This window comes from Microbacterium petrolearium (assembly GCF_054782875.1).
Genome location: NZ_BAAGRQ010000002.1, coordinates 247,764 through 269,518, shown reverse-complemented (window position 1 = coordinate 269,518; position 21,755 = coordinate 247,764). Strand labels below are relative to the sequence as shown.

The following is a 21,755-nucleotide window of genomic DNA, read 5'->3' as shown; positions in this document are numbered from 1 at the left end:
TCAGCTCCCGCCCTCGGCAGAGGCCGCCTGCGCCTGCACCGCGGTGAGGGCGACCGTGTTGACGATGTCGCCCACGAGCGCGCCCCGCGAGAGGTCGTTCACGGGCTTGTTGAGCCCCTGCAGCACGGGCCCGATCGCCACGGCCCCGGCGGCGCGCTGCACGGCCTTGTACGTGTTGTTGCCCGTGTTGAGGTCGGGGAAGATGAACACCGTCGCCCGGCCGGCCACCGTCGACTCGGGCAGCTTGGCCTTCGCGACGGCCGCGTCGCTCGCGGCGTCGTACTGGATCGGCCCCTCGATCGGCAGCTCCGGCGCCCGCTCGCGCGCCAGCCGCGTGGCGGCGCGCACCTTGTCGACGTCGGCGCCCGATCCGGACTCGCCCGTCGAGTACGACAGCATCGCCACGCGCGGCTCGATGCCGAACTGGCGCGCCGTCGCGGCCGACGACACGGCGATGTCGGCGAGCTGCTCGCTCGTGGGGTCCGGGATCACGGCGCAGTCGCCGTAGACGAGCACGCGGTCGGCGAGCGCCATGAGGAAGACGCTGGAGACGACCGAGACGCCCGGCTTGGTCTTGATGATCTCGAACGACGGGCGGATCGTGTGCGCGGTCGTGTGCGCGGCTCCCGAGACCATGCCGTCGGCGTAGCCGAGGTGCACCATCATCGTGCCGAAGTAGGACACGTCCGTGACGGTGTCGGCGGCGCGCTCGTACGTCATCCCCTTGTGCGCGCGCAGCCGCGCGTACTCGGTGGCGAACTTGTCGACGAAGACCGGATCGAACGGGCTCAGCACCTCGGCGGCCGAGATGTCGAGGCCGAGCTCGATCGCCCGTGCCCGCACCTCGAACGGCTCGCCGAGGATCGTCAGCTTCGCCACGCCGCGCTCGAGCAGCACGGCCGCGGCGCGCAGGATGCGGTCGTCGTCGCCCTCGGGCAGCACGATGTGCTTGATGTCGGCGCGGGCGCGCTCGAGCAGGTCGTACTCGAACATCAGCGGCGTCACGACGTCGGTGCGCGCCACGCCCAGCACGTGCGTCAGCTCGGCGGTGTCGACGTTGCGCTCGAACAGCGACAGCGCGCGGTTGTAGCGCTGCGCCGACGAGGCGGCGAGGCGCCCGCGCGTGTGCATGATGCGCACGGCCGTGGAGTAGGTGTCGCCCTGGCAGCGGATGATGGGGATCGCCGAGCCGAGTCCCTCGACGAGGTGCTGCATGGCGTCGGGGATCTCGAACGGGCCGTTCAGCACGATGCCCGCCAGCGAGGGGAAGTTCGCCGAGTTGTTCGCGGTGAGCGCGGCCAGCAGCGCGTCGGTGCGGTCCGCCGGGATGATCACGACGGCGCCCTCGGTGAGGCGCGGCAGCATGTTCGTCATCGACATGGCGGCGACCACCACGCCGAGCGCCTCGCGGCTGAGCAGCGCCTCGTCGCCCTTCACGAGCTCCCCGTCGACCGCGCGCAGCACATCGCCCATCGTCGGGGCGACGAGCAGCCGGTCCTCCGGGATGGCCCACACGGGGGTGTCGGGCGTGTGCTGCCGCACGGCGGCGACGATCTGCTCGGCGCGCTCGCCGTCGGCGCGGTTCACGATCGTCGCCGCGAGCTCGGCGTTGCCGTTCGCGAGCTCCCCGAGCGCGACCGCGGCGTCGTCGCCGATCCGCTCCGGCGCGCGCGCCTCCGTGAAGCCCAGACTCTCGGGCGTTCCGTGCGACTGGCGCCCGCTCAGCACGAGCAGCACGGGCGTGCCGAGGTTCGCGGCGATGCGGGCGTTGTACCCGAGCTCGGCGGGCGTGCCCACGTCGGTGTAGTCGCTGCCGAGCACCACCACCGCGTCGCACTTGTCCTCGACGGCGCGGAACCGGGCGACGATCGTGGCGAGCGCCCGATCCGGATCGCTGCGCACGTCCTCGTACGTCACGCCGACGCACTCGTCGTAGTCGAGGTCCACGCCGTCGTGGTCGAGCAGCATCTCGAGCACGTAGTCGCGCTCGCGCGTGGACCGCGCGATGGTGCGGAAGACGCCCACGCGGGGCGCGACGCGGCTGAGCGCGTCGAGCGTTCCGAGCGCCACCGTCGACTTGCCCGCGTGCCCCTCCGCCGACGTGATGTAGATGCTCCTCGCCACGTCTTCCACCCTATGCGCGACCGGCGGGGCGGGATACGGCCGCGCGAGTCGGGTTCTCCCCCGTGCGTCGCGTCCGCCCTCGGTGGGATCCTGATCGCACATCCGACGAGAGGATCGCCATGGGCGAGAGGACGCCGTTCGTGCCGCCGCGCTGGTTCGTGACGACGGCGTGGCGCGTGCATCGCGCGATCGCGCGCCGCGGACCCGGCCGCGGCCTGTGGACGACCGAGGACAAGCGGGGCTGGGGATCGCTGACGCTCACGACCCGCGGCCGGCGCTCCGGCGAGCCCCGGCTGCCCGGCGAGCGGGCGGCGGCCGTGCGATACGCCGTGCTCGGGACCATCCTCACCGAGCCGCTGCTGCTCGCCCTGCGCCGCCTCGCGCAGCAGGACGCGTCGGCGCGGCGCCTGCGGCGCGAGTGACTCCCAGCCGGCCGGAAGCCGCCGTATCCCTGCCGTTCACCTGACGGCGGAAGAGTGAGCGCGTGACCGATGCGTGGCTGGCGGGGATCGCCGCCGATCCGTGGGCGCTGGCCGTGCTGTTCGCGCTGGTCTTCGCCGACTCGTTCCTCGTCGTGATCCCGGGCGAGATCGCCGTGACGGTGCTCGGGTCGATCTCGGCCGGCAGCGGCGTGCCGCCCCTGTGCGCCGTCATCGCCGTCGCCGCGCTGGCCGCGTTCTGCGGCGACGCCTGCTGCTACCTGATCGGCCGACTGCTGCACCCCGAGCGCCGGCGGTTCTTCGCGAACCACCCGCGCTTCCAGAGCGCGCACGAGTGGGCGAAGACGCGCCTGCGCAGCCACGTGGCCATGGCCGTGTTCACCGTGCGCTTCATCCCGTTCGCCCGCCTCGTCGTCAACCTCACCGCCGGCGCCACGGGCATCCGCGCCACGCGCTACCTGCCCGTCGCGGCGATCTCCGCCACGCTCTGGGCCGCGTACCAGGCGCTCGTCGGCGCGACCATCGCCACGCTGCTGCCCGGCGGCACCATCACCGCCGTCATCGTCTCGATCGCCGCGGCCCTGCTGCTGGGCTGGGTCACCGACGCGCTCATCGCGCGCGTCGCGCCCCGCGCCGGCGGCCGCTGACCTCAGCGGGCGAGCGGCCTCAGCCGTTCGTCGCGCGCTCGACGGCCTCGGCGATCCAGTCGGCGAGGGTGTCGTCGTCGGGGTCTGTGAGCGCCGCGAAGGGCACCTGGCGCCCGCTGCGCAGGTGGAGTCGATGCGCGCCCTGCTGCAGGGCCGCCTCCAGCGCCTCGCCGCCGCCGACGGGAAAGAAGACCTCGTCGCCCGAGACGCCCACGGCCATCCGCCCGTTCACCATGAACGCGAGCGAGCCCATCATGCGCTTCTCGTCCACGTCTCCCGCGGCCTCGATGAGGGCGCGCACCCGATCGGCGAGCTCGGCGTTGTAGGCCATGGGGCGATGGTACCCACGCGGTGTCAGCGGCGGATGGCACGATGAGGCCATGACAGAGACAGCGCCCCCGGTCGTCGGCGTCGTGTTCCGTCCGCAGTCGCCGCCCGAGCAGCTGCGCGCGATCGCGCGGACGGCGGATGAGGCCGACGTCGCGGAGCTGTGGCTGTGGGAGGACTGCTTCCTCGAGGGCGGGCTGACGGCCGCCACCGCCGCGCTCGTCTCGACGGACCGCGTGCGGGTGGGCATCGGCCTGCTGCCCGTGCCGCTGCGCAATCCCGCTCTGGCCGCCATGGAGATCGCCACGCTCGAGCGCCTCGCGCCCGGCCGGCTCGTCGCGGGGTTCGGGCACGGCGTGCTCGACTGGATGGGGCAGGTCGGCGCCCGCGTGGCCTCGCCGCTCACGCTGCTGCGCGAGTACGTCACGGCGGTGCGCGCGCTGCTCGAGGGCCAGACGGTCGACGTCGACGGGCGGTACGTGTCGCTCGCCGACGTCGCGCTCGGCTGGCCGCCCGAAGCGGCGCCGGAGATCGCCGTCGGGGCGACGCGGCCGAAGACGCTGCGGTTGGCCGGCGAGCTCGGCGACAGCGTGCTGCTCGACGCGGCCAACGACGCCGCGGCCGTGCGCGCCGCGCGCGCCGTGGTCGAGGAGGGCTGGGCCGCGGCGGGACGACCGGGGCGGCCGGTGGTGCGCGCGTTCGCGGAGATCGATCCCCGCGGCGGCGCGCTGGAGCAGCGGATCGCCGACCGGATCGGCGAGCTGGCGGACGCGGGGGCGGATGCGATCGCGATCCAGGCACCGGCCGACGCCCCCGACCCGCGCGTCCTACTGGAGTCCCTGCCGCGCTGACGCCTTCGTCCGCGGCGGAAAAGTAAAGACTCTCCGCGCACCCGGCAGAGCCCGGTTACCCTTGCTACGTTTCCGTCCTGGGGGAGTTGGCCTGGATGCCGTCACGCGGAGAGCTGCCGACAAGTCTACCCGACGTGCGGCGCCGCGGATCCGGAGCGGCCGCCGTGAGGTCCCCGGGGAACGACCATCGCGCGCCTCGCGGACACTAGGCTGTGGCCCACAGCGACGCCCGTCATCCGAAAGACTCCCGACCCGTGAGGGAGGACGCATGTCCGAGTCCACGACCGTCCGCCCCGCGGCCCCCGGCCCGGTCGGCGGCGACGGCGCCGCCGCGTTCCGCCAGGCGACCGACCTCATCGCGGCCTCCATCGAGCGCGTCATCGACGGCAAGCCCGAGGCCGTGCGCGCCGCGCTCATCGTGCTGCTGGCCGAGGGCCACCTGCTGATCGAGGACGTCCCGGGCGTCGGCAAGACGATGCTCGCGCGGTCGCTGGCGGCGTCGATCGCCGCGGACGTGCGCCGCGTGCAGTTCACCCCCGACCTGCTGCCGAGCGACGTCACGGGCGTGTCGGTGTTCGATCCGGTCGTGCGCGAGTTCGAGTTCAAGGCCGGCGCGGTGTTCGCGAACATCGTCATCGCGGACGAGATCAACCGCTCGTCCCCGAAGACGCAGTCGGCGCTCCTCGAGGCGATGGAGGAGCGCCAGGTGACGGTCGACGGGGCCACGCACGGGCTGCCCGATCCGTTCCTCGTCGTCGCGACCCAGAACCCCCTCGAGATGGAGGGCACGTACGCGCTCCCCGAGGCGCAGCGCGACCGCTTCATGATGCGCATCTCGATGGGGTACCCGGATGCGCGTGCCGAGGCGCTCATGCTGCGCCAGCGCGACGCCGCCAATCCGCTCGACGAGCTGCGCCCCGTCGTCACGACGGACCAGGTGCGCTCGCTCATCGCGTGGGCGCGGTCCGTGCACGTCGCGCCCGCCATCGAGGACTACGCCGTCGCCCTCGCCCAGGCCACGCGCGCGCACCCCGAGCTGCGCCTCGGCGCGAGCCCGCGCGCCACGCTGCAGCTCGTGCGCGCGGCGAAGGTCAATGCCGCGCTCGAGGGCCGCGGCTACGTGCTGCCGGACGACGTGACGGAGCTGCTGAACCCGGTGCTGGCGCACCGCCTCATCCCCGCGCGCTCCGCGACGCAGTCGCGCCGCGCGGCCGACTCCGTGCCGGCGATCCTCGACCGGATCGCCGCGACCGTGCCGGTGCCCGTGGCGGGCTGAGCCTTGGCGACACGTCGGGGGGCTCGGGCGGGGTCGCCGCTGACCCCGCGCGGGTGGGCGGTGCTGGCGGTCGGGATCGCGTGCCTGCCGCTCGCCTCGATCCTCGGGGCGTCGGAGGCACAGTACGTCGGCGTCGCGCTGCTGTCGCTGCTGGCCGCGTGCTGGTTCGCCGCGAGGAACGCGCGCCCCGGCGTGCAGGTCGCGAGGCGCCTGTCCGAGGACTCCGTCGAGGTCGGATCGGAGACGACGATCGAGCTGGGGGTCTCCGTGGAGCCGCCGCAACGCGCGCCGCGCGGGCGGTGGCGCGACGTCCTGCCGCCCGGACTGACCGGCGACGCCTCGGGCTCGCTCCCGCGCGGCGAGGGCCCGCAGACGCGCGTCGCGTACGCGGTGACCGGGGTGCGCCGCGGGCGGCACCCCGTCGGCCCGCTCGAGCTCGAGGCCACCGACCCGTTCGGGCTGTGGCGGCGCACGGCGTCGCTGGGCGAGCCCACGCCCGTGCTCGTCGTGCCCCGCGCGCGCTGGCTCGAGCCGCTGCCGCGCTCGCACGGCGATGCCGGCGACGGCGGCGCGTCCGAGGAGCGTCGCGGTCGCGGCAGCGACAACCTCATTCCGCGCCCCTACGCCCCCGGCGACTCCATGCGGCGGATCCACTGGCGCGCCTCCGCACACCGCGGATCGTTCATGGTGCGCGACGAGGAGGAGCAGACCGTGCCGTCGGCCACCGTCGTGCTCGACCTCGCGGCGCCGCGCTGGCCCGCCGAGGCGCGCTCGGGTGAGGACGCCGGGTTCGAGGCGGCGGTGACGGCCTGCGTCTCGGCCGCGTGGCGCCTCGTGACCGACGGGTTCGCGGTGCGTGTGACGGACCATGCCGGCCGGCCACTCGCGGATCTCGCCGCTCCCGACGGATCGGTGCTCGAGTCGCTGGAGCGCGCCTTCGCGACCGTGATGCCCGATCGCGCGGACGCGGGCGGGGACGGCCACGGCGCCGGATTCGCGCTGCCGGCCTCGACGGGTCCGCTCGTCGTCGTGTGCGGGTCGACCGACGATCGCCTGGCCGCCGACCTCGACGCCCTCGGCCGTCACTCGTCGCTTCCCGTGCTGCTCACGCCGACGCCGCAGCGCGACGCCCTCGATCGCCTGCGCGACGGCGGCTGGGCGGCCGCGCGCCTCGGAGACGACGTGACCGCCTCCTGGGCGGCGGCCTTCGACCGCCTCTCGGCGGCACCGGGAGGCGACCGTGTCGATCGATGAGCTGCTCGCGGCCGCGCCCGCGCCCGCGGCGCCGCGGACCCCGCCGACGGCGCGCCCGCGGCGGGACCGTGGCCTGGCGGCATCCCTGGCATCCCTGCTGCTCGCCGTGGCCGCGATGCTGCCGCTGTCCGGGGTCATCCTGCCGGCCTGGCTCACCGGTGCGCTCGTGTGCATGCTCGCCGTGTGGGCCGCGGGTGCCCTCACGCGCGCGGCTCGCCCCGTGGCGCGCTTCGCCCCGCTGATCCAGGCGGTGGCGTGGATCGCCGCGACGACCGGGATCCACACCCTCTTCGCGGCGGTGGGGAGGCTCCCCGGTCCGTCGTCGCTGCTGGGTGTCGTGCCGACGCCGAGGCTGCTCACCGACATGCCGCCGCTGCTGTCGGCGGCGACGACGCAGCTCACCGAGAGCGCGGCCCCGGTGGATCCCGGCGCCCCGCTGATCTTCGTCCTCATCGCCGCGGCGGGACTGCTCGCGCTCGTGCTCGACGTGCTCGCGGTCGCCGTGCGGCTGCCCGTGGCGGCGATCGCGGCCGCCGTCGCCGTGTGGATCCTGCCGCCCGCGATCACCGGCATCGGCACGGGCATGCCGCAGATCCTCATCCTCCTCGGCGCCGCGCTGCTGCTGCTGTACGTCGATCGGCGCCGCCGCTCGCCGGGCGACGCCCGCCCCGTGCAAGGCGCCGCGCTCGCCGCCTTCGCCGTGGTGGCGGCGCTCGTCGTCACACCGCTGCTGCCGCAGCCGACCGGCTCGCTGCGCGGCCCCGGTGCCCCCACCCGCATCGACGCGTCCCTCGATCTGGGCGACGACCTGCGCCGCGTCGGCGACGCCGACGTGCTGCGCTACGTCCTGAACGAGGGCGAGGCGGCGCCGTACCTCCGCGTCGCGACGCTGTCGTCGTTCAGCGGGGCCGGATGGGAGCCCGACGAGGGCGCGACCCTGCCGGTCGGCGACGCGATGCCCGCCGCGCTCGACGCCGAGGCGCCGGAGGGCTCGGAGCTCGTCTCGCTCGACATCGAGGTGCTGAACCTCGAGGGGCCGCTGCTGCCGGTCCCCTATCCGCTCGCGGCGCTCGACGGGGTCTCGCGGGACTGGCGGCTCGCGGATGCCAACGGCACCGTGACGGGCGGCGAGGCCGCGGGCGAGACGTACACCGCGGCCGCGGTCGTGCCGCGTCCGACGCGGGAGGCGGCGCAGGCGACGACGGCGACGATCCCCTCCCCCGGCCTCGAGGGGCTCGCGGGAGACACGCTCTCGCTGCCCCGCAGCCCGCTGCTCGGTCGCATCGCCGATGCCGCGGCCGGCGTCGTCGCCGGCGAGGAGAACGACTACGACCGGCTGGTGGCGCTGCAGAGCTGGTTCCGCGGCGGCGAGTTCGCGTACTCGCTCGACGCCCCCGTGGACGACGGCTTCGACGGCTCGGACCTCGACGCGATGGCCTCGTTCCTGGATCGGCAGGAGGGCTACTGCGTGCACTTCGCGTCGACGTTCGCCGTGATGGCACGCACGCTCGGCATGCCCTCGCGGGTCGTCGTCGGCTACCTCCCCGGCGTGCGCGGCGGCGAGTGGCTGGGGCAGGAGGCGGTGTACACGGTGCGCGCCTCGCAGCTGCACGCCTGGCCCGAGGTGTACTTCCGCGGTATCGGCTGGGTGCCGTTCGAGCCGACGCCGGGGCTGGGGGATGCGACGTCGTTCCTGCCCGAGGCCATCGCCGGCGACGGCGCCGGCGCGCAGCCGACGCCGGTCGCGCCGGCCCTGCCGACGCCCACGACGAGCGCCGCGCCGTCGCTGCCGCCGGAGGATGTGCCGGGCGGATCGGGCGACGGATCGACCGCCTACGACTGGGGCTGGCTCGTCCCGGTCGGCTGGGCGGCGGGCATCGCGGCGCTGCTCGCGGTGCCGGGGCTGGCGCGCGCGGTGCTCCGCGGACGCCGGCTGCGCGCCGCCGCGCGGGGCGACGCGCCCGCCGCCTGGCGCGAGCTCACCGACACCCTCGTCGACGCCGGCGAGGAGGTGCACGCGCACGACAGCCCGCGCGCCCTGGCGGCGCGGGTGGCCGCCGCCCCCGGGCTCTCGACCGAGGTGCTGGATCCCCTCGTCGACGGCATCGAGGCCGCCAGCTACGGCCCGCCGGGAGCGCGCTCCACGCCTGATCTGTCCGCGCCGCTGCGCGCCGTCCGCCGCGCGATCCTTCCGTCGCCGCTCGCCCGCGCGGCCGCCCTCGTCGCGCCCAGATCGCTGCTGAGCCCGCCCCGGCTGCTCGAGCTCGGGCGGTTCGGCCGCCCCGGCGGCGCCGGGTAGGATGTTCCGAGGCCCTTTCGGGGGCCGCTGGAGGATTCGCCTAGTGGCCTATGGCGCACGCTTGGAAAGCGTGTTGGGTGCAAGCCCTCAGGGGTTCGAATCCCCTATCCTCCGCGAACGAGATACGGGTGCGTCCGCCAGGACGCACCCGTATCTCGTTCATTGGGCAGAGCGATTCGAGGAGGAGCGCGGCGTCAGCCGCGCGACGGGGTCCCCTATCCTCCGCTGAACGGCTTCAGAACAGCGTCGGCGCGGTCTCGGCGGGCAGGCCCAGCGATGTGGCCGGCGCCGCGACCATGCGCGCGCCGCGCCAGGCGTCCGGCGCGTCGTCGTCCTCGCGGGCGTCGAGTCCGTGGCGCCGGATGAGCGGGCGCACGCGGCGCGCGAGCCACGTGCGGTACTCCTTCGACGCGTACGACGACCCGCCGTACAGGCGCCGGTACACGGGGACGAGCCTCGGATGCTCCCGCGCGAGCCATTGGAAGAACCACTCGCGCGCTCCCGGGCGCAGGTGCAGGGCCCCGAACACCACCCGGTGCGCACCGGAGGCGGCGATCTGCGCCAGCGCATCGTCGAGGTGCTCGACGGAGTCGGTGAGCCAGGGCAGGATCGGCATCACGAACACGGTGACGCGGAAGCCGAGGTCCGCCGCCGCGCGCACGGTGGCGAGCCGCGCCGCCGCCGTCGGGGTGCCCGGTTCGACGGCCTTCTGCAGCTCGTCGTCGAAGATCGCGATCGACATCGCCAGGTCGACGGGCACCTGCTCGGCGGCCCGCGCGAGCAGCGGCAGGTCGCGCCGCAGCAGCGTGCCCTTCGTGAGGATCGACAGGGGCGTGCCGCTCTCGGCGAGCGCGGCGATGATCCCCGGCATGAGCGCGTAGCGGCCCTCGGCGCGCTGATACGGATCGGTGTTCGTGCCGAGCGCCACGAGCTCGCGCTTCCACGACCGGCGCGACACCTCGGCCGACAGCACCTCGGCCGCGTTCACCTTCACGACGACCTGGCTGTCGAAGTCGGCCCCGGCATCCAGCTCGAGGTACGTGTGCGTGCGGCGGGCGAAGCAGTTGTGGCTGATGACGCCGTTCGCGATGAAGTCGCCGGTCCCCGTGGTGATGTCGACCATCTCCATCTCCACGCCGAGGTCCTCGACCGCCACGATTCGGAGGTCCGCCACGGTCTTCACCGCATCGCCTGCAATCGCCAGCTTGCGGGTGATCGCCGGCCGGGTCGCCTCGAAGAATCTCCGACGCGCCGGCAGGCCCCCCACCACACGGATGACGCTGACGCCGTTCGCCGCCACCGGCTCCCTCACCGATCGGATGCCGAGCGCGTCGCAGGCGGCGACCATGGCCGAGAGGATGCCCTCGTCCTTGTTGCTGATTCGCAGGATCCCGCCGGAGCAGCTTCCCTCCGCATCGAAGATCCCCGAGAGGAATCCCGCGTGCCAGTCATGATCGGGACCCTCGGGCATCTGGATGAGGCCCTCGAGCGCGGCGACGTCCGCGCGCTTTCCCGTGTGAAGAGCGAGCATCGGACGTGCGGAGGCCGAGGTGAACGGACGCGTCCGCGTCTCGATCCCCTCGGCAGCGAGGAACTCCCTCGTTCGGTCGAGCGCCTCGGTGTCGGCCAGCGCGAGGCGGAAAGCATGCTGCTCCGTCGTGCGATGCGGGTATCGGTACCGCCCGTGGAAGATCATCCCATCGCCACGGATCATCCCCGTCAGATACCCCCGCCGGAACGCCGCCGACGTCCAGCGACCCTCCGCTGTCGCCGCACCGCCGAGGCCGAAGCCCTGCAGTGCGTTGCGGATCGTGAGGTGAGGACGCCGCTCGCCGCCGCTCGTCGCGCCGATGACGTGCTTCCATCCGCGATCGGTGAGGAAGCGGTGATCACCGCTGGCGATGAGCTCCGTGCCATCGGCGAGCACAATTCGGTACGCGCGCTTCCGGCTCGCCCACTTGGCGTGGACTTCCGTCTTCACGTACCGCCGATAGGCGCCGTCGACGCGCGTTCCGACGATCTCGTCGCCGACGCGCAGTTCGCGGATGGCTCGCTGGCGGCCGTCGGCCATCAGCACGAGGGTGTCCGGGTGCACGCAGTAGAGACAGGCATGTGAGCAGCCCCGATAGGGGTTCACGGTCCACGAGAACGGCATCGGGCTCTGCGCGGGCACGCGGTTGAGGGCCGACTTCGCGGCGACCTCGTGGAACGTGATGCCCGCGAACTCCGGCGTGCGCACGGAGCGGACGAGGCCCTGCAGGCCGATGAGCGCCGGATCCGCAGATCCGTTCACCTGCTGCCCGCTCCACCTCATGCCTCCAGTCGAACATCCGTACTACCGGATGTCAAGCAGGCATCGTGCGCACAGACCGGCGGCCCGGGACGCGCTCCGTCGAGCACCCCGGGCCGCCGCCCCCGCCTGTCACCCCGCGAGCGCTGCCGGTCGCGGTGCGAAATGCGGGATGGGGATCGGACGCGTCGCTCCCGGCGGCGTCACCGCGGAGAGCACCTCCGCCGCGCGCTCCAGCGCGTCCCCCATCGTCGTGAACCGCTCGACGCCCCGATGCGTCGAGACCCACACCACCTCGTAGCCGTCATCCCGTCGCTCCACGTACGCCACGACGCTCGTCGCGTCGCACGAATCGACGCTGCGGTCGCAGAGCCGCCAGGCATCCTCGCCGAGCGGAACGAGATCCAGCTGATGAACCGTATCCATGTCGACCTCCGACATCACTGTCGCCCGGCCGCGCCGGCGGTTCCAGGGGGTTGACACCCTCTCGGCCGCCGGATACTCGCGCGCCGGGTGCGGGGCGTCGCCCCGCGGCGATGTCAAGCCCCGTGTGCCGACCGGGATACCGGGCGATCATGAGACGGTCGCCGAAGCTGGCGGCACCTCGGCGCGAGCGCGAGTCCGCCGAGGGGACGAGAGGAGTGCCCGCATGTCGAACGGAACGGTTCCGCCCGTCGCCCCGCTGGACGATCCCCTGTTGCAGGCGATGATGGACGAATTCGAGGAGGACGAGCATGCCGATGGCTGGTGAGGGCGCGGACGAGGAGCGCGGCCCGGGCGGCCACGGCACGCAGGACGCGCCCCTCGAGGACACGCACGACACGAACGACGACGAGCGGATCGGCGGCATCGTCGCCCAGACGCGAGCCGACATGCTGATCGACACGCTGCACGGCGACGTGCGCAGCACGCTCGAGCGCCGCCTGTCGGACGCCGGCATCGAGGTTGATCCGCCGACCATGGACGACCTCGTCGCCCGGGTGGAGTCCGACGACGTGGACGTCACCGATCCCGGAGTCGAGCAGAACTGACCCGGATCAGCGGGTCCGGATCAGCGGGCGCCGATCAGGCGTCGCAGTTCTGGCAGACGCCGCTCATGGGCAGCACCATGAAGCACGTCGGGCACACCGTCGGCGGCTCCTCGGGTGCCGATGCGGCACGCGGCGACGCGGCGCGCGGCGCTCGCGCCGGCTTCGCGGCCGGCGCCGGGGCGGCGACCGGGTGCGTCACGCCCCACGCACCGTGGAAGCGGCGGCTCGGCCAGCGCTCGACGTCGTCGCCGAGGCGGCGCACGATCTCCTGCTCGGTGCGGAAGCCATTGGTGTAGCCGGGGTGCACCTCGAGCGCGGGCGAGCCGCCGCGCCGCTCGATGCGGAAGTGGGTCGAGTAGCCGACGAAGCCGGCGGCGTCGATGCCGTCGACGATGCGCCGGATCAGTTCACGGTTCGCGGCGGGCGTGCCGTGCCTCTGGAACGCCTCCTCGAGCGAGGCGTAGCGCGTCGCGCGGCCCTCCTTCTTGCGGGTGGAGTCGGCCGGTTCGGGAGATCGCGTCACCCCTCCAGCGTAGCGATGGGGCCTGGGCGGCGGCTGGCGCGGAGTACCGCGGATCGCCCGGAAGCGCGCCACGTAGACTGGAGCGCATGTCCGCCCCTGCTTCGCCCCCCGGCGGCGGCGCCACCGCTGCGCGCATCACCGCGCTCGACGTGCTCCGCCTGCTCTCCGAGCTCGCCGCGTTCGCGATCCTGCTCGTATGGGGCCTCCTGGCGTGGCCGGTCGCCTGGAACATCCTCTTCGGGCTGCTCGCCCCGGCCCTCGCGATCCTCGCCTGGGCGCTGTTCGTCTCGCCCAGGGCGGTGTTCGCGGTGCACCCGTTCGTGCGCGCGCTCGTGGAGCTGCTCGTCTTCGTCTCGGCGACCATGGCGATGTGGGATCTGGGGCTCGGCTGGGTCGGCCTCGGCTTCGGCGTGATCGCCGTGGTGATCGGCCTGCTGCACGGTCGCCGCGCGCTCGCATGAGCGAGGGGGCATGAGCGACGTCGTCGCGCTGCTGCGCGCCGAGCTGGGCGATCGGGTCGACACGACCGAGGCGTCGCTCGAGGCGGCCAGGGCCGACCGGTCCGGTCACGCCGCTCCCGACCGCCCGCTCGCCGTCGTCCACGCCACCTCGACGGAGGACGTGCAGGCGACGCTGCGGATCGCGTCCGCGACCGGCACGCCCGTCGTGACGCAGGGCGCCCGCACGGGGCTGGCCGGCGCCGCGAACGCCGGAGCGGGCGAGATCGCGCTCTCGGTGCGGAACATGACGCGCATCGTCGAGGTGCGCCCCGACGACCTGCTCGCCGTGGTCGAGCCGGGCGTCCTCAACGCCGAGCTGAACGCCGCGCTCGCCGAGCACGGCCTGTGGTGGGCGCCCGACCCGGCCAGCCGCGACATCGCGACGGTCGGCGGCAACATCGCCACGGGCGCCGGCGGTCTGCTGTGCGCCAAGTACGGCGTCGTGCGCGACGCGGTGCTGGGGCTCGACGTCGTCCTCGCCGACGGCCGGCTCGTCTCGATGGGCCACCGCAGCGTGAAGGGCGTGACCGGGCTCGACCTCACGTCGCTGCTGATCGGCTCGGAGGGCACGCTCGGCGTCATCGTCCGCGCGACGCTCAAGCTGCGCCGCCTCGTCCCCGGCGATGTGTGCACGGTCGCGGCGACGTTCCCGGACGTGCGCTCCGCCGCCGCGGGCTCGTCGGCCGTCACGTCGGCGGGCATCCAGCCGGCGATCATGGAGCTGCTCGACGCCGCCTCGCTCGAGGCGATCCACGCCCACCTCGGCCTGCCGCGCCCCACACCCGGGGCCTCGCAGCTCACCGTGCAGACCGACGGTCCGGCCGCGCGCGCCGAGGCCGACGCGATCGCCGAGGTGCTGCGCGGCGCCGGGGGCACGGTGGCCGTCACGCACGACCGCGCGGAGGGCGAGCGCCTGCTCGCGATCCGCCGCGCGTTCCACCCCTCGCTCGCCGCGATGGGCACGACCCTCATCGAGGACGTCTGCGTGCCGCGCAGCCGCCTGCCCGAGATGTTCGAGGAGATCGGGCGGATCGAGCGCGCCTACGGCATCACGATCCCCACCGTCGCGCACGCGGGCGACGGCAACCTGCACCCCAACTTCGTCTTCGCCGGCGCGCAGGTGCCCGACCTCATCTGGCGGGCGGCCGACGAGCTCTTCCGCGCCGCGCTGCGCCTGGGCGGCACCCTCACGGGCGAGCACGGCATCGGCGTGCTGAAGTCCCGCTGGCTGGCCGACGAGCTGGGCGAGGATCAGTGGGAGCTGCAGCGCGGGATCGCCCGCGTCTTCGACCCCCAGGGCATCCTCAACCCCGGGAAGGTCTTCACGCGGTAGTTCTCCGTCGCACCGATCGGTTGCTGAACTTCAGCGGCCGAAGGACGCGGAGATGAAGCGACCACCGCAGCCGTCATCGAGAGAGATGCTCTGGTCGCTTCAGGCCGGCTGGCGTCGAGCCCCTGGGCCTCGACCCCGCCCTCGTGCAGGTGCCCAGCGGCGCCCTCGAGGGCATCGAGACCGCCGGGGAGCGATACGAGGCGGCGATCGCGGCGGCGGGCGGAATCGAGCTGCAGCTGCTCGGCATCGGCACCGACGGGCACATCGGGTTCAACGAGCCCGGATCGTCCTTCGCCTCGCGCACGCGCGTGAAGACGCTCACGCAGCAGACCCGCGAAGACAACGCGCGCTTCTTCGACACGATCGACGACGTGCCGACGCACTGCATCACGCAGGGGCTCGGCACCATCCTCGAGGCACGCCAGCTCGTGCTGCTCGCCTTCGGCGAGGGCAAGGCGGAGGCCGTCGCCGGGGCGGTGGAGGGGCCGCTGACGGCATCGCTGCCCGGTTCGACCATCCAGCTGCACCCGCGCGCCACCGTCGTGATCGACGAGGCCGCCGCCTCCCGCCTGCGGCACGCGGACTACTACCGCTACACGTACGCCCACAAGCCGGAGTGGCAGCACATCTGACCACCGGACCCCCGGGCAGTCCGGGGTACGGGGCGCCCGAACGCCCGGATCGACGCGATTTCGTGATCCCTTCCCCTGCCGTCGCGCAGACATGCCGCCCTACCATGGATCCACCGGTGCACTTCCGCGCGCCACGCGCGGCGGCGGACCACGAGGGGGACACATGACCGACCTGGCGACCAAGCCGATCGACAGCGAGCAGCCGCTCGACGCCGAGCAGCCGATCGACGGCGTCTCGGACGACGCGACCGATTCCCAGACACGCCGCAGCCGCAAGGGCCTCTGGCTCGGCATCGGCATCCCGGCCGGTCTGCTCGTCGCGGCCGCCGCGTTCGCCGCCGCGATCCTCATCGCGCCCGGCGTGGTCGTGGCCGGCGCCCCCGTGGGCTTCCACACGGTGGGCATGGCCGCCGACGCCATCGCCAAGCGCGTGTCCGACGCCGAGATCACCGTCGAGGGCGTCACGCTCACCGGCGCCGAGGTCGGCGCCTCGATCGACGCGAAGGCCTCCGCCGAGCAGGCGTTCGCCGACCACCCGCTGTGGAACGTCGGCGCCTGGAACCCCGAGCCGACCGACGCGGCCGTCGTGATCGACGCCGACGCCGCGGCCGACGCCCTCAGGGGCGTCGCGCCCGAGATGTTCGCCGATCCGGTCAACGCGCAGGTGAGCTTCGACGGCGCGGCCTTCGTCGCCGTGCCCGCCGAGCCGGGCACCGGCCCCGACCTCGACGCGCTCGCCGAGGACCTCACCGCCGCCCTCGCCTCCGGCGACGAGCAGATCGCCGTCTCGGTCGAGGCCGCCGAGGTGCCGGCGCCCGTCACGACCGAGGCGGCCGAGGAGTTCGCCGGATCGCTCAACGAGCAGGCGGCGACGGCGGGCTTCTACCTCGAGGAGACGCGCGCCGAGGAGCTCCCGCTGGCGACGATCGCGAGCTGGGTGGTCCCCGACGCCGACCCGGAGACCGGCGGCTTCGTCCTCAAGGCCGACACGGCGGCGATCGAGGCGGCCATCGCCGACCTCCCCGCCCGCGTCAACCGCGACGTCGTCGACGCGAAGGTCGTCACCGACGGCGCCGGCGAGGCCCTCCGCGTGATCCAGGAGGGACAGGACGGCTTCGGGATCGCGAGCACCGACGGGCTGCCCGAGCAGATCGCCGCCTCGCTCGAGCAGGGCGACCTCTCGTTCGAGCTGCAGGGCGAGGTCGTGCCGTTCCAGACGCAGGAGCTGTTCCGCCGCGTCCTCGTCGACAAGAGCGACGGCATGACCTACCTGTACGAGAACGACCAGCTCGTGGCGTCCTATCCCATCGCCCTCGGCACGGGCGGACCCTACGAGACGCAGACCGGCACCTACTCCGTCTACGCGCAGCTCACGATCCAGCACATGGGATCGTGCGACAGCCAGGGCAACTTCGTGCCGGGCGGGCGCTTCGACTACTGCACCGGCAACGTGCCGTGGGTCACCTACTACAACGGAGACCAGGGCTTCCACGGCACGTACTGGCACAGCAACTTCGGGCCGGGCGCCCGCATGAGCCACGGCTGCGTCAACATGACGGTCGCGGCCGCCGAGCACATGTACCGCTTCGCGCAGGTCGGCACCCCGGTCACCGTCCAGAACTGACTTCCAGCGAACTCATCGACCCGCGGCCGTCGTTCGTGCCCTAGCCTGTCGTTATGTCGGACCTGCGTCTCGAAGAGCTCTCCGCCGCGACCATCGTGGCGGTCAACAACCTGTCGCTGCGACCGGGCCAGGAGCAGTTCCTCGCGCCGGTCTCGTACGGGATCGCCGCCACGGTGCTCGATCCGCGGACGACATGGCAGCGCGTCGTGCTCGACGGCGACGAGGTCGTGGGCTTCATCAGCGCCAACTTCGACCCCGACGCGCCCGTCGACCACTTCGACTCGGTGCTGTGGCGCATCAACGTCGACGCGGACGACCAGGGGCGCGGCATCGGCCGCTTCGCGGTCGAGTCGCTCATCGACGAGGCGCGCTCCCGGGGCCTCAGCCACATCAACGTGATCTACGAGCCCGGTGAGGGCGGGCCGGAGGCCTTCTTCCACCGTGTCGGATTCTCCCCCGTCGGCGAGACCGAGTACGGTGAGGTGGTCGCGGAGATCCGCTTCTGAGCCTCACGGACGCCCCTCTCCGCACCATCCCGCTTCAGGTCGCTCGCTGACGCGCGCCCTGGCACCAGCCGGCGGCGGGGTCTCGTATCCCCCTCCCCCCACGAGACTCCGTCGCCGTTCTAGACCAGGGACTGCTTCCAGGCCGCGTGGAGCTGGGCGAACTTGCCCGTGCCCGCGATGAGGTCGTCCGGGGTGTCGTCCTCGATGATCCGGCCGTGCTCCATGACGAGCACGCGGTCGGCGATCGCGACGGTCGACAGCCGGTGCGCGATGATGATGGCCGTGCGGTCGGCGAGCAGCGTCTGCAGCGCGTCCTGGATCATCCGCTCCGACGGGATGTCGAGCGAGGCGGTCGCCTCATCGAGGATCAGCACCGCCGGATCGGCGAGGAATGCGCGCGCGAAGGAGATGAGCTGACGCTGCCCCGCCGACACGCGCCCGCCGCGCTTGTTGACGTCCGTGTGGTAGCCGTCGGGCAGGGAGCGGATGAACGCGTCGGCTCCCACCGCCTCGGCCGCCGCGACGATCTCGTCGAGCGAGGCCTCCGGCCGCCCGAGCGCGATGTTGTCGGCGACCGTGCCGCTGAACAGGTACGCCTCCTGCGTGACCATGACGATCGCGCGGCGCAGGTCGCGCTGATCCAGCTCGCGCAGGTCGATGCCGTCGAGGGTGATGCGCCCCGCGCTGGGGTCGTAGAAGCGCGAGACGAGCTTCGCCAGCGTCGACTTGCCCGCGCCCGTCGTGCCGACGAGCGCGACGGTCTGCCCGGCGGGGATGTCGAGGGTGAACTCGGGCAGGACCGTGCGGCCGTTCGCGTACGCGAACGTCACGTCGTCGAGCAGCAGGTGCCCCCGCGCGCGCTCGAGGGCGCGCGGGTTCTCGGGATCGGGCACGGTCGGCTCCACCTCGAGCACGCCCGACACCTTCTCGAGCGCCGCCGCGGCCGACTGGAACGAGTTCAGGAACATCGCCACGCCCTGCAGCGGCAGGAAGAAGTTGCGCGTGTAGAGCACGACTGTCAGCAGCGCTCCGACGCTGAACTGGTCCCACGTGATGCGCACCCCGCCCCACAGCACCACGAGCGCGATGGCGAAGGCCGAGATGGCCATGAGGCCCGGCTCGAACGTGCCGAACAGGCGGATCGAGCGCATGTTCACGTCGCGGTAGTCGCCCGCCAGGCGTCCGAACTCCCCCTCGTTGCGGTCCTCGGCGCGGAACGCCTTGCCGGCGCGGATGCCCGTCATCGTCTCGACGAACTTGACGATGAGCTTGGCGCTGGCCACGCGCGAGTACCGGTAGGCCTCCTGCGAGCGCCGGTAGAACCAGCGCATCAGGAACGCGAGCGGGATCCCCGCGATCAGCAGGATGATCCCGGACTGCCAGTCGAAGACGGCCAGCGCGATGAAGGTGAACAGCCCGAACAGCACGCCGTTGATGAGGTCGGTGAGGCCCCCTCCCAGCAGCTCGCGGATGGTGTCGAGATCGCTCGTCTGCCGCGAGATGATCCGGCCCGACGTGTACGTCTCGTGGAACTCCAGGCTGAGCAGCTGCGTGTGCCGGAACATGCGCGTGCGCAGGTCGAGCAGCACGTTCTGCGTCACCCGCGCGGTCAGCACGTCGTACCACATGAGCAACGCGGCGCCCGCGACCGCCGTGACGACATACAGCCCGACGATCGCCCAGGCCGCGGTCCAGTCGCCCTCGCCGGTGACGGCCGGCAGTGCCGTGCTCACGCCGAGCCCCAGCAGCGCCGGGCCCAGCACGCGCAGCGCCGTCTGCGCGATCACGACGACGGCGACGCCGACGACGCGCCACTTCAGCGGCGCGAGCAGCGAGCCCAGCAGCCGCAGCGAGCGGCGGCGGATGGCGCGGGACTCCTCGCGGGTGTAGTCGGTGCGGTCCTCGCCGCCGACGCCGTGCACGGTGGCGCTCATCGCTCGGTTCCCTTCTCCGGCACGCCGGCTTCTCGCTCGGACAGCGCCTCCTGCACGGCCATGAGGTCGAGCTCCGAGGTGGGGTTGGGCGACATCATGAGCTCCCGCTCCTCCCGCTCCTCGCGCTCGAAGCTCGAGATGACGGAGCGGTAGTGCGCGCTGCGCGCCATCAGCTCGGAGTGCGTGCCGACGGCCGTGATGCGCCCGCCCTCGAGCAGCGCCACGCGGTCCGCGAGCGCGACGGTGGAGGGCCGGTGCGCCACGATGAGGGCCGTCGTCGTGTCGAGCACGGTACGCAGCCCGGACTGGACGCGCTCCTCGGTCTCGACGTCGAGCGCCGACAGCGGATCGTCCATCACGAGCACGGCGGGGCGGGCGGCGACGGCGCGGGCCAGGGCGAGGCGCTGGCGCTGACCGCCCGAGAGGCTGAGGCCCTCCTCGCCGATCTGCGTCTCGACGCCCTCGGGCAGGTCGTCGACGAACGACGCCTGCGCCACCTGCAGCGCCTCGCGCAGCACGGCATCCGCCTCGGGTGAGGCCGGGTCGAGGTCGTCGCGGCCGAGCAGCACGTTCTCGCGCACCGTGGCCGAGAAGAGCGTGGCGTCTTCGAACGCCGTGGCGATGTGGGTGCGCAGCTCCGCGAGGCGCAGCTCGCGCACGTCGACGCCGTCGAGCGTCACGCGACCGCCGGTGACGTCGTAGAGCCGGGTCGGCAGCGTCGTGAGCGTGGTCTTGCCCGAACCGGTGAGCCCCACGAGCGCCATCGTCTCGCCGGGCTCGAGGGCCAGGTCGATGCCGTCCAGCAGGTCGCGCTCGGCGTCGCCGGCGTCCTGGTACCGGAAGTGCACGCCCTCGAACGCGAGGGCGCCGCGTGCCCGCTCGATGGTCTTCGGCTGCTCGGGATCGGTGATCGTGTTGCGGGCGTCGAACACCTCGAAGATGCGATCGGTGGCGGTGCGCGCATCGAGCAGGAACGAGAAGAGGAACCCGATCGACTCGAGCGGCCAGCGCAGCGTGGCGGCCATCGCGAAGAACGCCACGAGCTGCGGCACCGTGACCTGCCCGTCGGCGGCCAGCCAGATGCCGATGAGCAGGCTCGCGGCGAACGACAGCTCCGGCATGAGCACGAGCCAGAAGTCGATCACGCCGATCGAGCGCGCCTTGCGCATCTCGGTCTGGCGCAGGCTCTCGGCCTGCCGCGTGAAGCTGCGCAGCGCGTGCGCGCCGCGGCCGAACGCCTTCAGCACGCGGATGCCGTGCACGCTCTCCTCGACGCTCGTGGCGAGGTCGCCCTGCTGGTCCTGGCTCTGCCGCGACAGCGATCCGTACGTGCGCTCGAAGAGGAACCCCTGGATCCACATGGGGATCGCGGTCACGATGAACACCGCGCCGAGCATCCAGTGCCACTGGAACAGCAGGACGTAGCCGATGACGATCGTCAGCAGGTTGACCACGAGCATGATGAGCCCGAACGCCATCCAACGGCGGATGAGTCCGAGATCCTGCATCATGCGGCTGAGCAGCTGCCCGCCCTGCCAGCGGTCGTGGAACTCCACCGGCAGGCGCTGCAGCCGGTCGTAGAACGAGCGCCGCATGGAGAACTCCACGGAGGTGGCCGGCCCGAGCACGAGCCAGCGCCGCAGGTAGACGAGCGCGGCCTCGGTGAGGCCGAGCCCCAGCACGAGCGATGCGCCGAACACGATGGCGCTCACCTCGCCCGAGGCGATCGGGCCGCCCACGACCCACTCCAGCACGAGCGGGATCATCAGGGCGGCGACCGCGGCGCCCAGCGCGCTGAGCGCGCCGAGGCCCAGACGCGGCAGCACCGGCTTGGCGAAGGTGAGCAGGCGCGCCAGGGCGCGCGGCGTGGAGATGCGCTCGGGGGAAGGCGTGGAAGACATGATCCTCGAGGTGAGAGGCGCCGGGGGCGCGAGACGGGCCGCCCGTGAAGGGCGGCACCCGGGTCGCGATTGCGACAGCCCTTCAGACTATGACCTCGCGATCGGCGACTGCAACACTCGGCCACCGCGCCGCCGAACGGGACCGGGATCGGGGCCGCCGGGCCGACCGTAGGGTGGATCCATGTGTCGCACGCCGCGACCGAAGGGAGCCGAAGTGACCTATACCGCGCCGTCGCCGTTCACCACCCGCCCGGATCTGGCGG

The 21,755-nt window shown here is 73.1% G+C and carries 18 protein-coding genes, 1 tRNA gene, 1 other RNA gene and 1 pseudogene; 13 read left to right on the top strand and 8 right to left on the bottom strand.

Annotation, left to right across the window (positions count from 1 at the left end; genetic code table 11):
• Entirely contained in the window at positions 1-2,124 is a 2,124-nt protein-coding gene (pta, locus tag ACYVJ0_RS03280) for a phosphate acetyltransferase (protein WP_460815969.1), read from the bottom strand.
• 119 nt (positions 2,125-2,243) lie between these two features.
• On the opposite strand from pta, the gene ACYVJ0_RS03275 reads away from it, so the two are divergent.
• Both ACYVJ0_RS03275 and ACYVJ0_RS03270 read left to right on the top strand, forming a co-directional pair.
• Positions 2,244-2,546, top strand: a complete 303-nt coding sequence (locus ACYVJ0_RS03275) for a hypothetical protein (protein WP_449854893.1) — start codon at positions 2,244-2,246, stop codon at positions 2,544-2,546.
• Positions 2,547-2,608: 62 nt separating this feature from the next.
• Positions 2,609-3,211: a DedA family protein gene (locus ACYVJ0_RS03270; protein WP_460815967.1), complete on the top strand. Its 603-nt coding sequence runs from the start codon at positions 2,609-2,611 to the stop codon at positions 3,209-3,211.
• A gap of 19 nt (positions 3,212-3,230) precedes the next feature.
• Here the strand turns inward: ACYVJ0_RS03270 and ACYVJ0_RS03265 are convergent, their stop codons facing one another.
• The gene (locus ACYVJ0_RS03265; RefSeq protein WP_449854891.1) at positions 3,231-3,542 is read right to left on the bottom strand and encodes a TfoX/Sxy family protein; all 312 of its coding nucleotides are present in this window, start codon (positions 3,540-3,542) and stop codon (positions 3,231-3,233) included.
• A gap of 49 nt (positions 3,543-3,591) precedes the next feature.
• Between ACYVJ0_RS03265 and ACYVJ0_RS03260 the strand changes: the two genes are divergently transcribed.
• Positions 3,592-4,389 carry an LLM class flavin-dependent oxidoreductase gene (locus ACYVJ0_RS03260; RefSeq protein WP_460815966.1) on the top strand — a complete coding sequence of 266 codons (798 nt, stop codon included), beginning with the start codon at positions 3,592-3,594 and terminating at the stop codon, positions 4,387-4,389.
• Positions 4,390-4,410: 21 nt separating this feature from the next.
• On the opposite strand, the gene ffs is transcribed toward ACYVJ0_RS03260, so the two are convergent.
• Positions 4,411-4,507, bottom strand: an RNA gene (gene ffs / locus ACYVJ0_RS03255) — signal recognition particle sRNA small type.
• Positions 4,508-4,657: 150 nt separating this feature from the next.
• On the opposite strand from ffs, the gene ACYVJ0_RS03250 reads away from it, so the two are divergent.
• The 4 genes from ACYVJ0_RS03250 to ACYVJ0_RS03235 all read left to right on the top strand — a co-directional run bounded on the left by ACYVJ0_RS03250 (position 4,658) and on the right by ACYVJ0_RS03235 (position 9,332).
• A complete protein-coding gene (locus tag ACYVJ0_RS03250) occupies positions 4,658-5,665 on the top strand; it encodes an AAA family ATPase (RefSeq protein ID WP_460815964.1) in 1,008 nt (335 codons plus the stop codon).
• Between the two features lie 60 nt (positions 5,666-5,725).
• The gene (locus tag ACYVJ0_RS03245; protein ID WP_460815963.1) at positions 5,726-6,919 is read left to right on the top strand and encodes a DUF58 domain-containing protein; all 1,194 of its coding nucleotides are present in this window, start codon (positions 5,726-5,728) and stop codon (positions 6,917-6,919) included.
• Positions 6,906-9,218, top strand: coding sequence for a transglutaminase family protein (locus ACYVJ0_RS03240; protein WP_460815961.1), 2,313 nt, complete (start codon positions 6,906-6,908; stop codon positions 9,216-9,218). The genes ACYVJ0_RS03245 and ACYVJ0_RS03240 overlap by 14 nt, the downstream gene beginning before the upstream one ends.
• Before the next feature lie 29 nt (positions 9,219-9,247).
• Positions 9,248-9,332: transfer RNA gene (locus ACYVJ0_RS03235), tRNA-Ser, on the top strand.
• Positions 9,333-9,453: 121 nt separating this feature from the next.
• On the opposite strand, the gene ACYVJ0_RS03230 is transcribed toward ACYVJ0_RS03235, so the two are convergent.
• Positions 9,454-11,532: an intein-containing Rv2578c family radical SAM protein gene (locus tag ACYVJ0_RS03230; RefSeq protein WP_460815960.1), complete on the bottom strand. Its 2,079-nt coding sequence runs from the start codon at positions 11,530-11,532 to the stop codon at positions 9,454-9,456.
• Positions 11,533-11,640: 108 nt separating this feature from the next.
• On the bottom strand, positions 11,641-11,949 hold the full coding sequence (locus tag ACYVJ0_RS03225; protein ID WP_460815958.1) for a hypothetical protein: 309 nt from the start codon (positions 11,947-11,949) through the stop codon (positions 11,641-11,643).
• Between the two features lie 293 nt (positions 11,950-12,242).
• Here ACYVJ0_RS03225 and ACYVJ0_RS03220 point away from each other — a divergent pair, with 293 nt between their 5' ends.
• On the top strand, positions 12,243-12,539 hold the full coding sequence (locus ACYVJ0_RS03220) for a hypothetical protein (protein ID WP_460815956.1): 297 nt from the start codon (positions 12,243-12,245) through the stop codon (positions 12,537-12,539).
• Between the two features lie 34 nt (positions 12,540-12,573).
• Here the strand turns inward: ACYVJ0_RS03220 and ACYVJ0_RS03215 are convergent, their stop codons facing one another.
• On the bottom strand, positions 12,574-13,062 hold the full coding sequence (locus tag ACYVJ0_RS03215; protein ID WP_460815954.1) for a hypothetical protein: 489 nt from the start codon (positions 13,060-13,062) through the stop codon (positions 12,574-12,576).
• Between the two features lie 86 nt (positions 13,063-13,148).
• Here ACYVJ0_RS03215 and ACYVJ0_RS03210 point away from each other — a divergent pair, with 86 nt between their 5' ends.
• The 5 genes and pseudogenes from ACYVJ0_RS03210 (at position 13,149) to ACYVJ0_RS03190 (ending at position 17,657) form a co-directional block, all read left to right on the top strand.
• Positions 13,149-13,523 (top strand): YrdB family protein, encoded by a 375-nt coding sequence (locus tag ACYVJ0_RS03210; RefSeq protein ID WP_460815952.1) that lies wholly within the window; start codon positions 13,149-13,151, stop codon positions 13,521-13,523.
• Between the two features lie 10 nt (positions 13,524-13,533).
• Positions 13,534-14,895, top strand: coding sequence for an FAD-binding oxidoreductase (locus ACYVJ0_RS03205; RefSeq protein ID WP_460815950.1), 1,362 nt, complete (start codon positions 13,534-13,536; stop codon positions 14,893-14,895).
• Between the two features lie 113 nt (positions 14,896-15,008).
• A pseudogene (locus tag ACYVJ0_RS03200) lies at positions 15,009-15,527 on the top strand (glucosamine-6-phosphate deaminase); the annotation flags it as partial.
• Positions 15,528-15,690: 163 nt separating this feature from the next.
• Complete coding sequence (locus ACYVJ0_RS03195; RefSeq protein ID WP_460815949.1) at positions 15,691-17,151, top strand: L,D-transpeptidase family protein; 1,461 nt, start codon at positions 15,691-15,693, stop codon at positions 17,149-17,151.
• Between the two features lie 53 nt (positions 17,152-17,204).
• The gene (locus tag ACYVJ0_RS03190) at positions 17,205-17,657 is read left to right on the top strand and encodes a GNAT family N-acetyltransferase (protein WP_460815948.1); all 453 of its coding nucleotides are present in this window, start codon (positions 17,205-17,207) and stop codon (positions 17,655-17,657) included.
• A 119-nt stretch (positions 17,658-17,776) separates the two neighbouring features.
• Here the strand turns inward: ACYVJ0_RS03190 and ACYVJ0_RS03185 are convergent, their stop codons facing one another.
• Positions 17,777-19,591, bottom strand: coding sequence for an ABC transporter ATP-binding protein (locus ACYVJ0_RS03185; protein WP_460815946.1), 1,815 nt, complete (start codon positions 19,589-19,591; stop codon positions 17,777-17,779).
• A complete protein-coding gene (locus tag ACYVJ0_RS03180; RefSeq protein ID WP_460815944.1) occupies positions 19,588-21,492 on the bottom strand; it encodes an ABC transporter ATP-binding protein in 1,905 nt (634 codons plus the stop codon). The genes ACYVJ0_RS03185 and ACYVJ0_RS03180 overlap by 4 nt, the downstream gene beginning before the upstream one ends.
• Positions 21,493-21,755 lie beyond the last annotated feature (263 nt).

What these genes read in the sequence shown, in the direction of transcription:
- ACYVJ0_RS03195 (WP_460815949.1), top strand. Translation starts at nt 15,691, where the DNA reads ATGACCGACCTGGCGACCAAGCCGATCGACAGCGAGCAGCCGCTCGAC.
- ACYVJ0_RS03180 (WP_460815944.1), bottom strand. Translation starts at nt 21,492, where the DNA reads ATGTCTTCCACGCCTTCCCCCGAGCGCATCTCCACGCCGCGCGCCCTG.
- ACYVJ0_RS03220 (WP_460815956.1), top strand. Translation starts at nt 12,243, where the DNA reads ATGCCGATGGCTGGTGAGGGCGCGGACGAGGAGCGCGGCCCGGGCGGC.
- ACYVJ0_RS03260 (WP_460815966.1), top strand. Translation starts at nt 3,592, where the DNA reads ATGACAGAGACAGCGCCCCCGGTCGTCGGCGTCGTGTTCCGTCCGCAG.
- ACYVJ0_RS03185 (WP_460815946.1), bottom strand. Translation starts at nt 19,591, where the DNA reads ATGAGCGCCACCGTGCACGGCGTCGGCGGCGAGGACCGCACCGACTAC.
- ACYVJ0_RS03265 (WP_449854891.1), bottom strand. Translation starts at nt 3,542, where the DNA reads ATGGCCTACAACGCCGAGCTCGCCGATCGGGTGCGCGCCCTCATCGAG.
- ACYVJ0_RS03230 (WP_460815960.1), bottom strand. Translation starts at nt 11,532, where the DNA reads ATGAGGTGGAGCGGGCAGCAGGTGAACGGATCTGCGGATCCGGCGCTC.
- ACYVJ0_RS03205 (WP_460815950.1), top strand. Translation starts at nt 13,534, where the DNA reads ATGAGCGACGTCGTCGCGCTGCTGCGCGCCGAGCTGGGCGATCGGGTC.
- ACYVJ0_RS03225 (WP_460815958.1), bottom strand. Translation starts at nt 11,949, where the DNA reads ATGTCGGAGGTCGACATGGATACGGTTCATCAGCTGGATCTCGTTCCG.
- ACYVJ0_RS03250 (WP_460815964.1), top strand. Translation starts at nt 4,658, where the DNA reads ATGTCCGAGTCCACGACCGTCCGCCCCGCGGCCCCCGGCCCGGTCGGC.
- ACYVJ0_RS03190 (WP_460815948.1), top strand. Translation starts at nt 17,205, where the DNA reads ATGTCGGACCTGCGTCTCGAAGAGCTCTCCGCCGCGACCATCGTGGCG.
- ACYVJ0_RS03275 (WP_449854893.1), top strand. Translation starts at nt 2,244, where the DNA reads ATGGGCGAGAGGACGCCGTTCGTGCCGCCGCGCTGGTTCGTGACGACG.
- ACYVJ0_RS03210 (WP_460815952.1), top strand. Translation starts at nt 13,149, where the DNA reads ATGTCCGCCCCTGCTTCGCCCCCCGGCGGCGGCGCCACCGCTGCGCGC.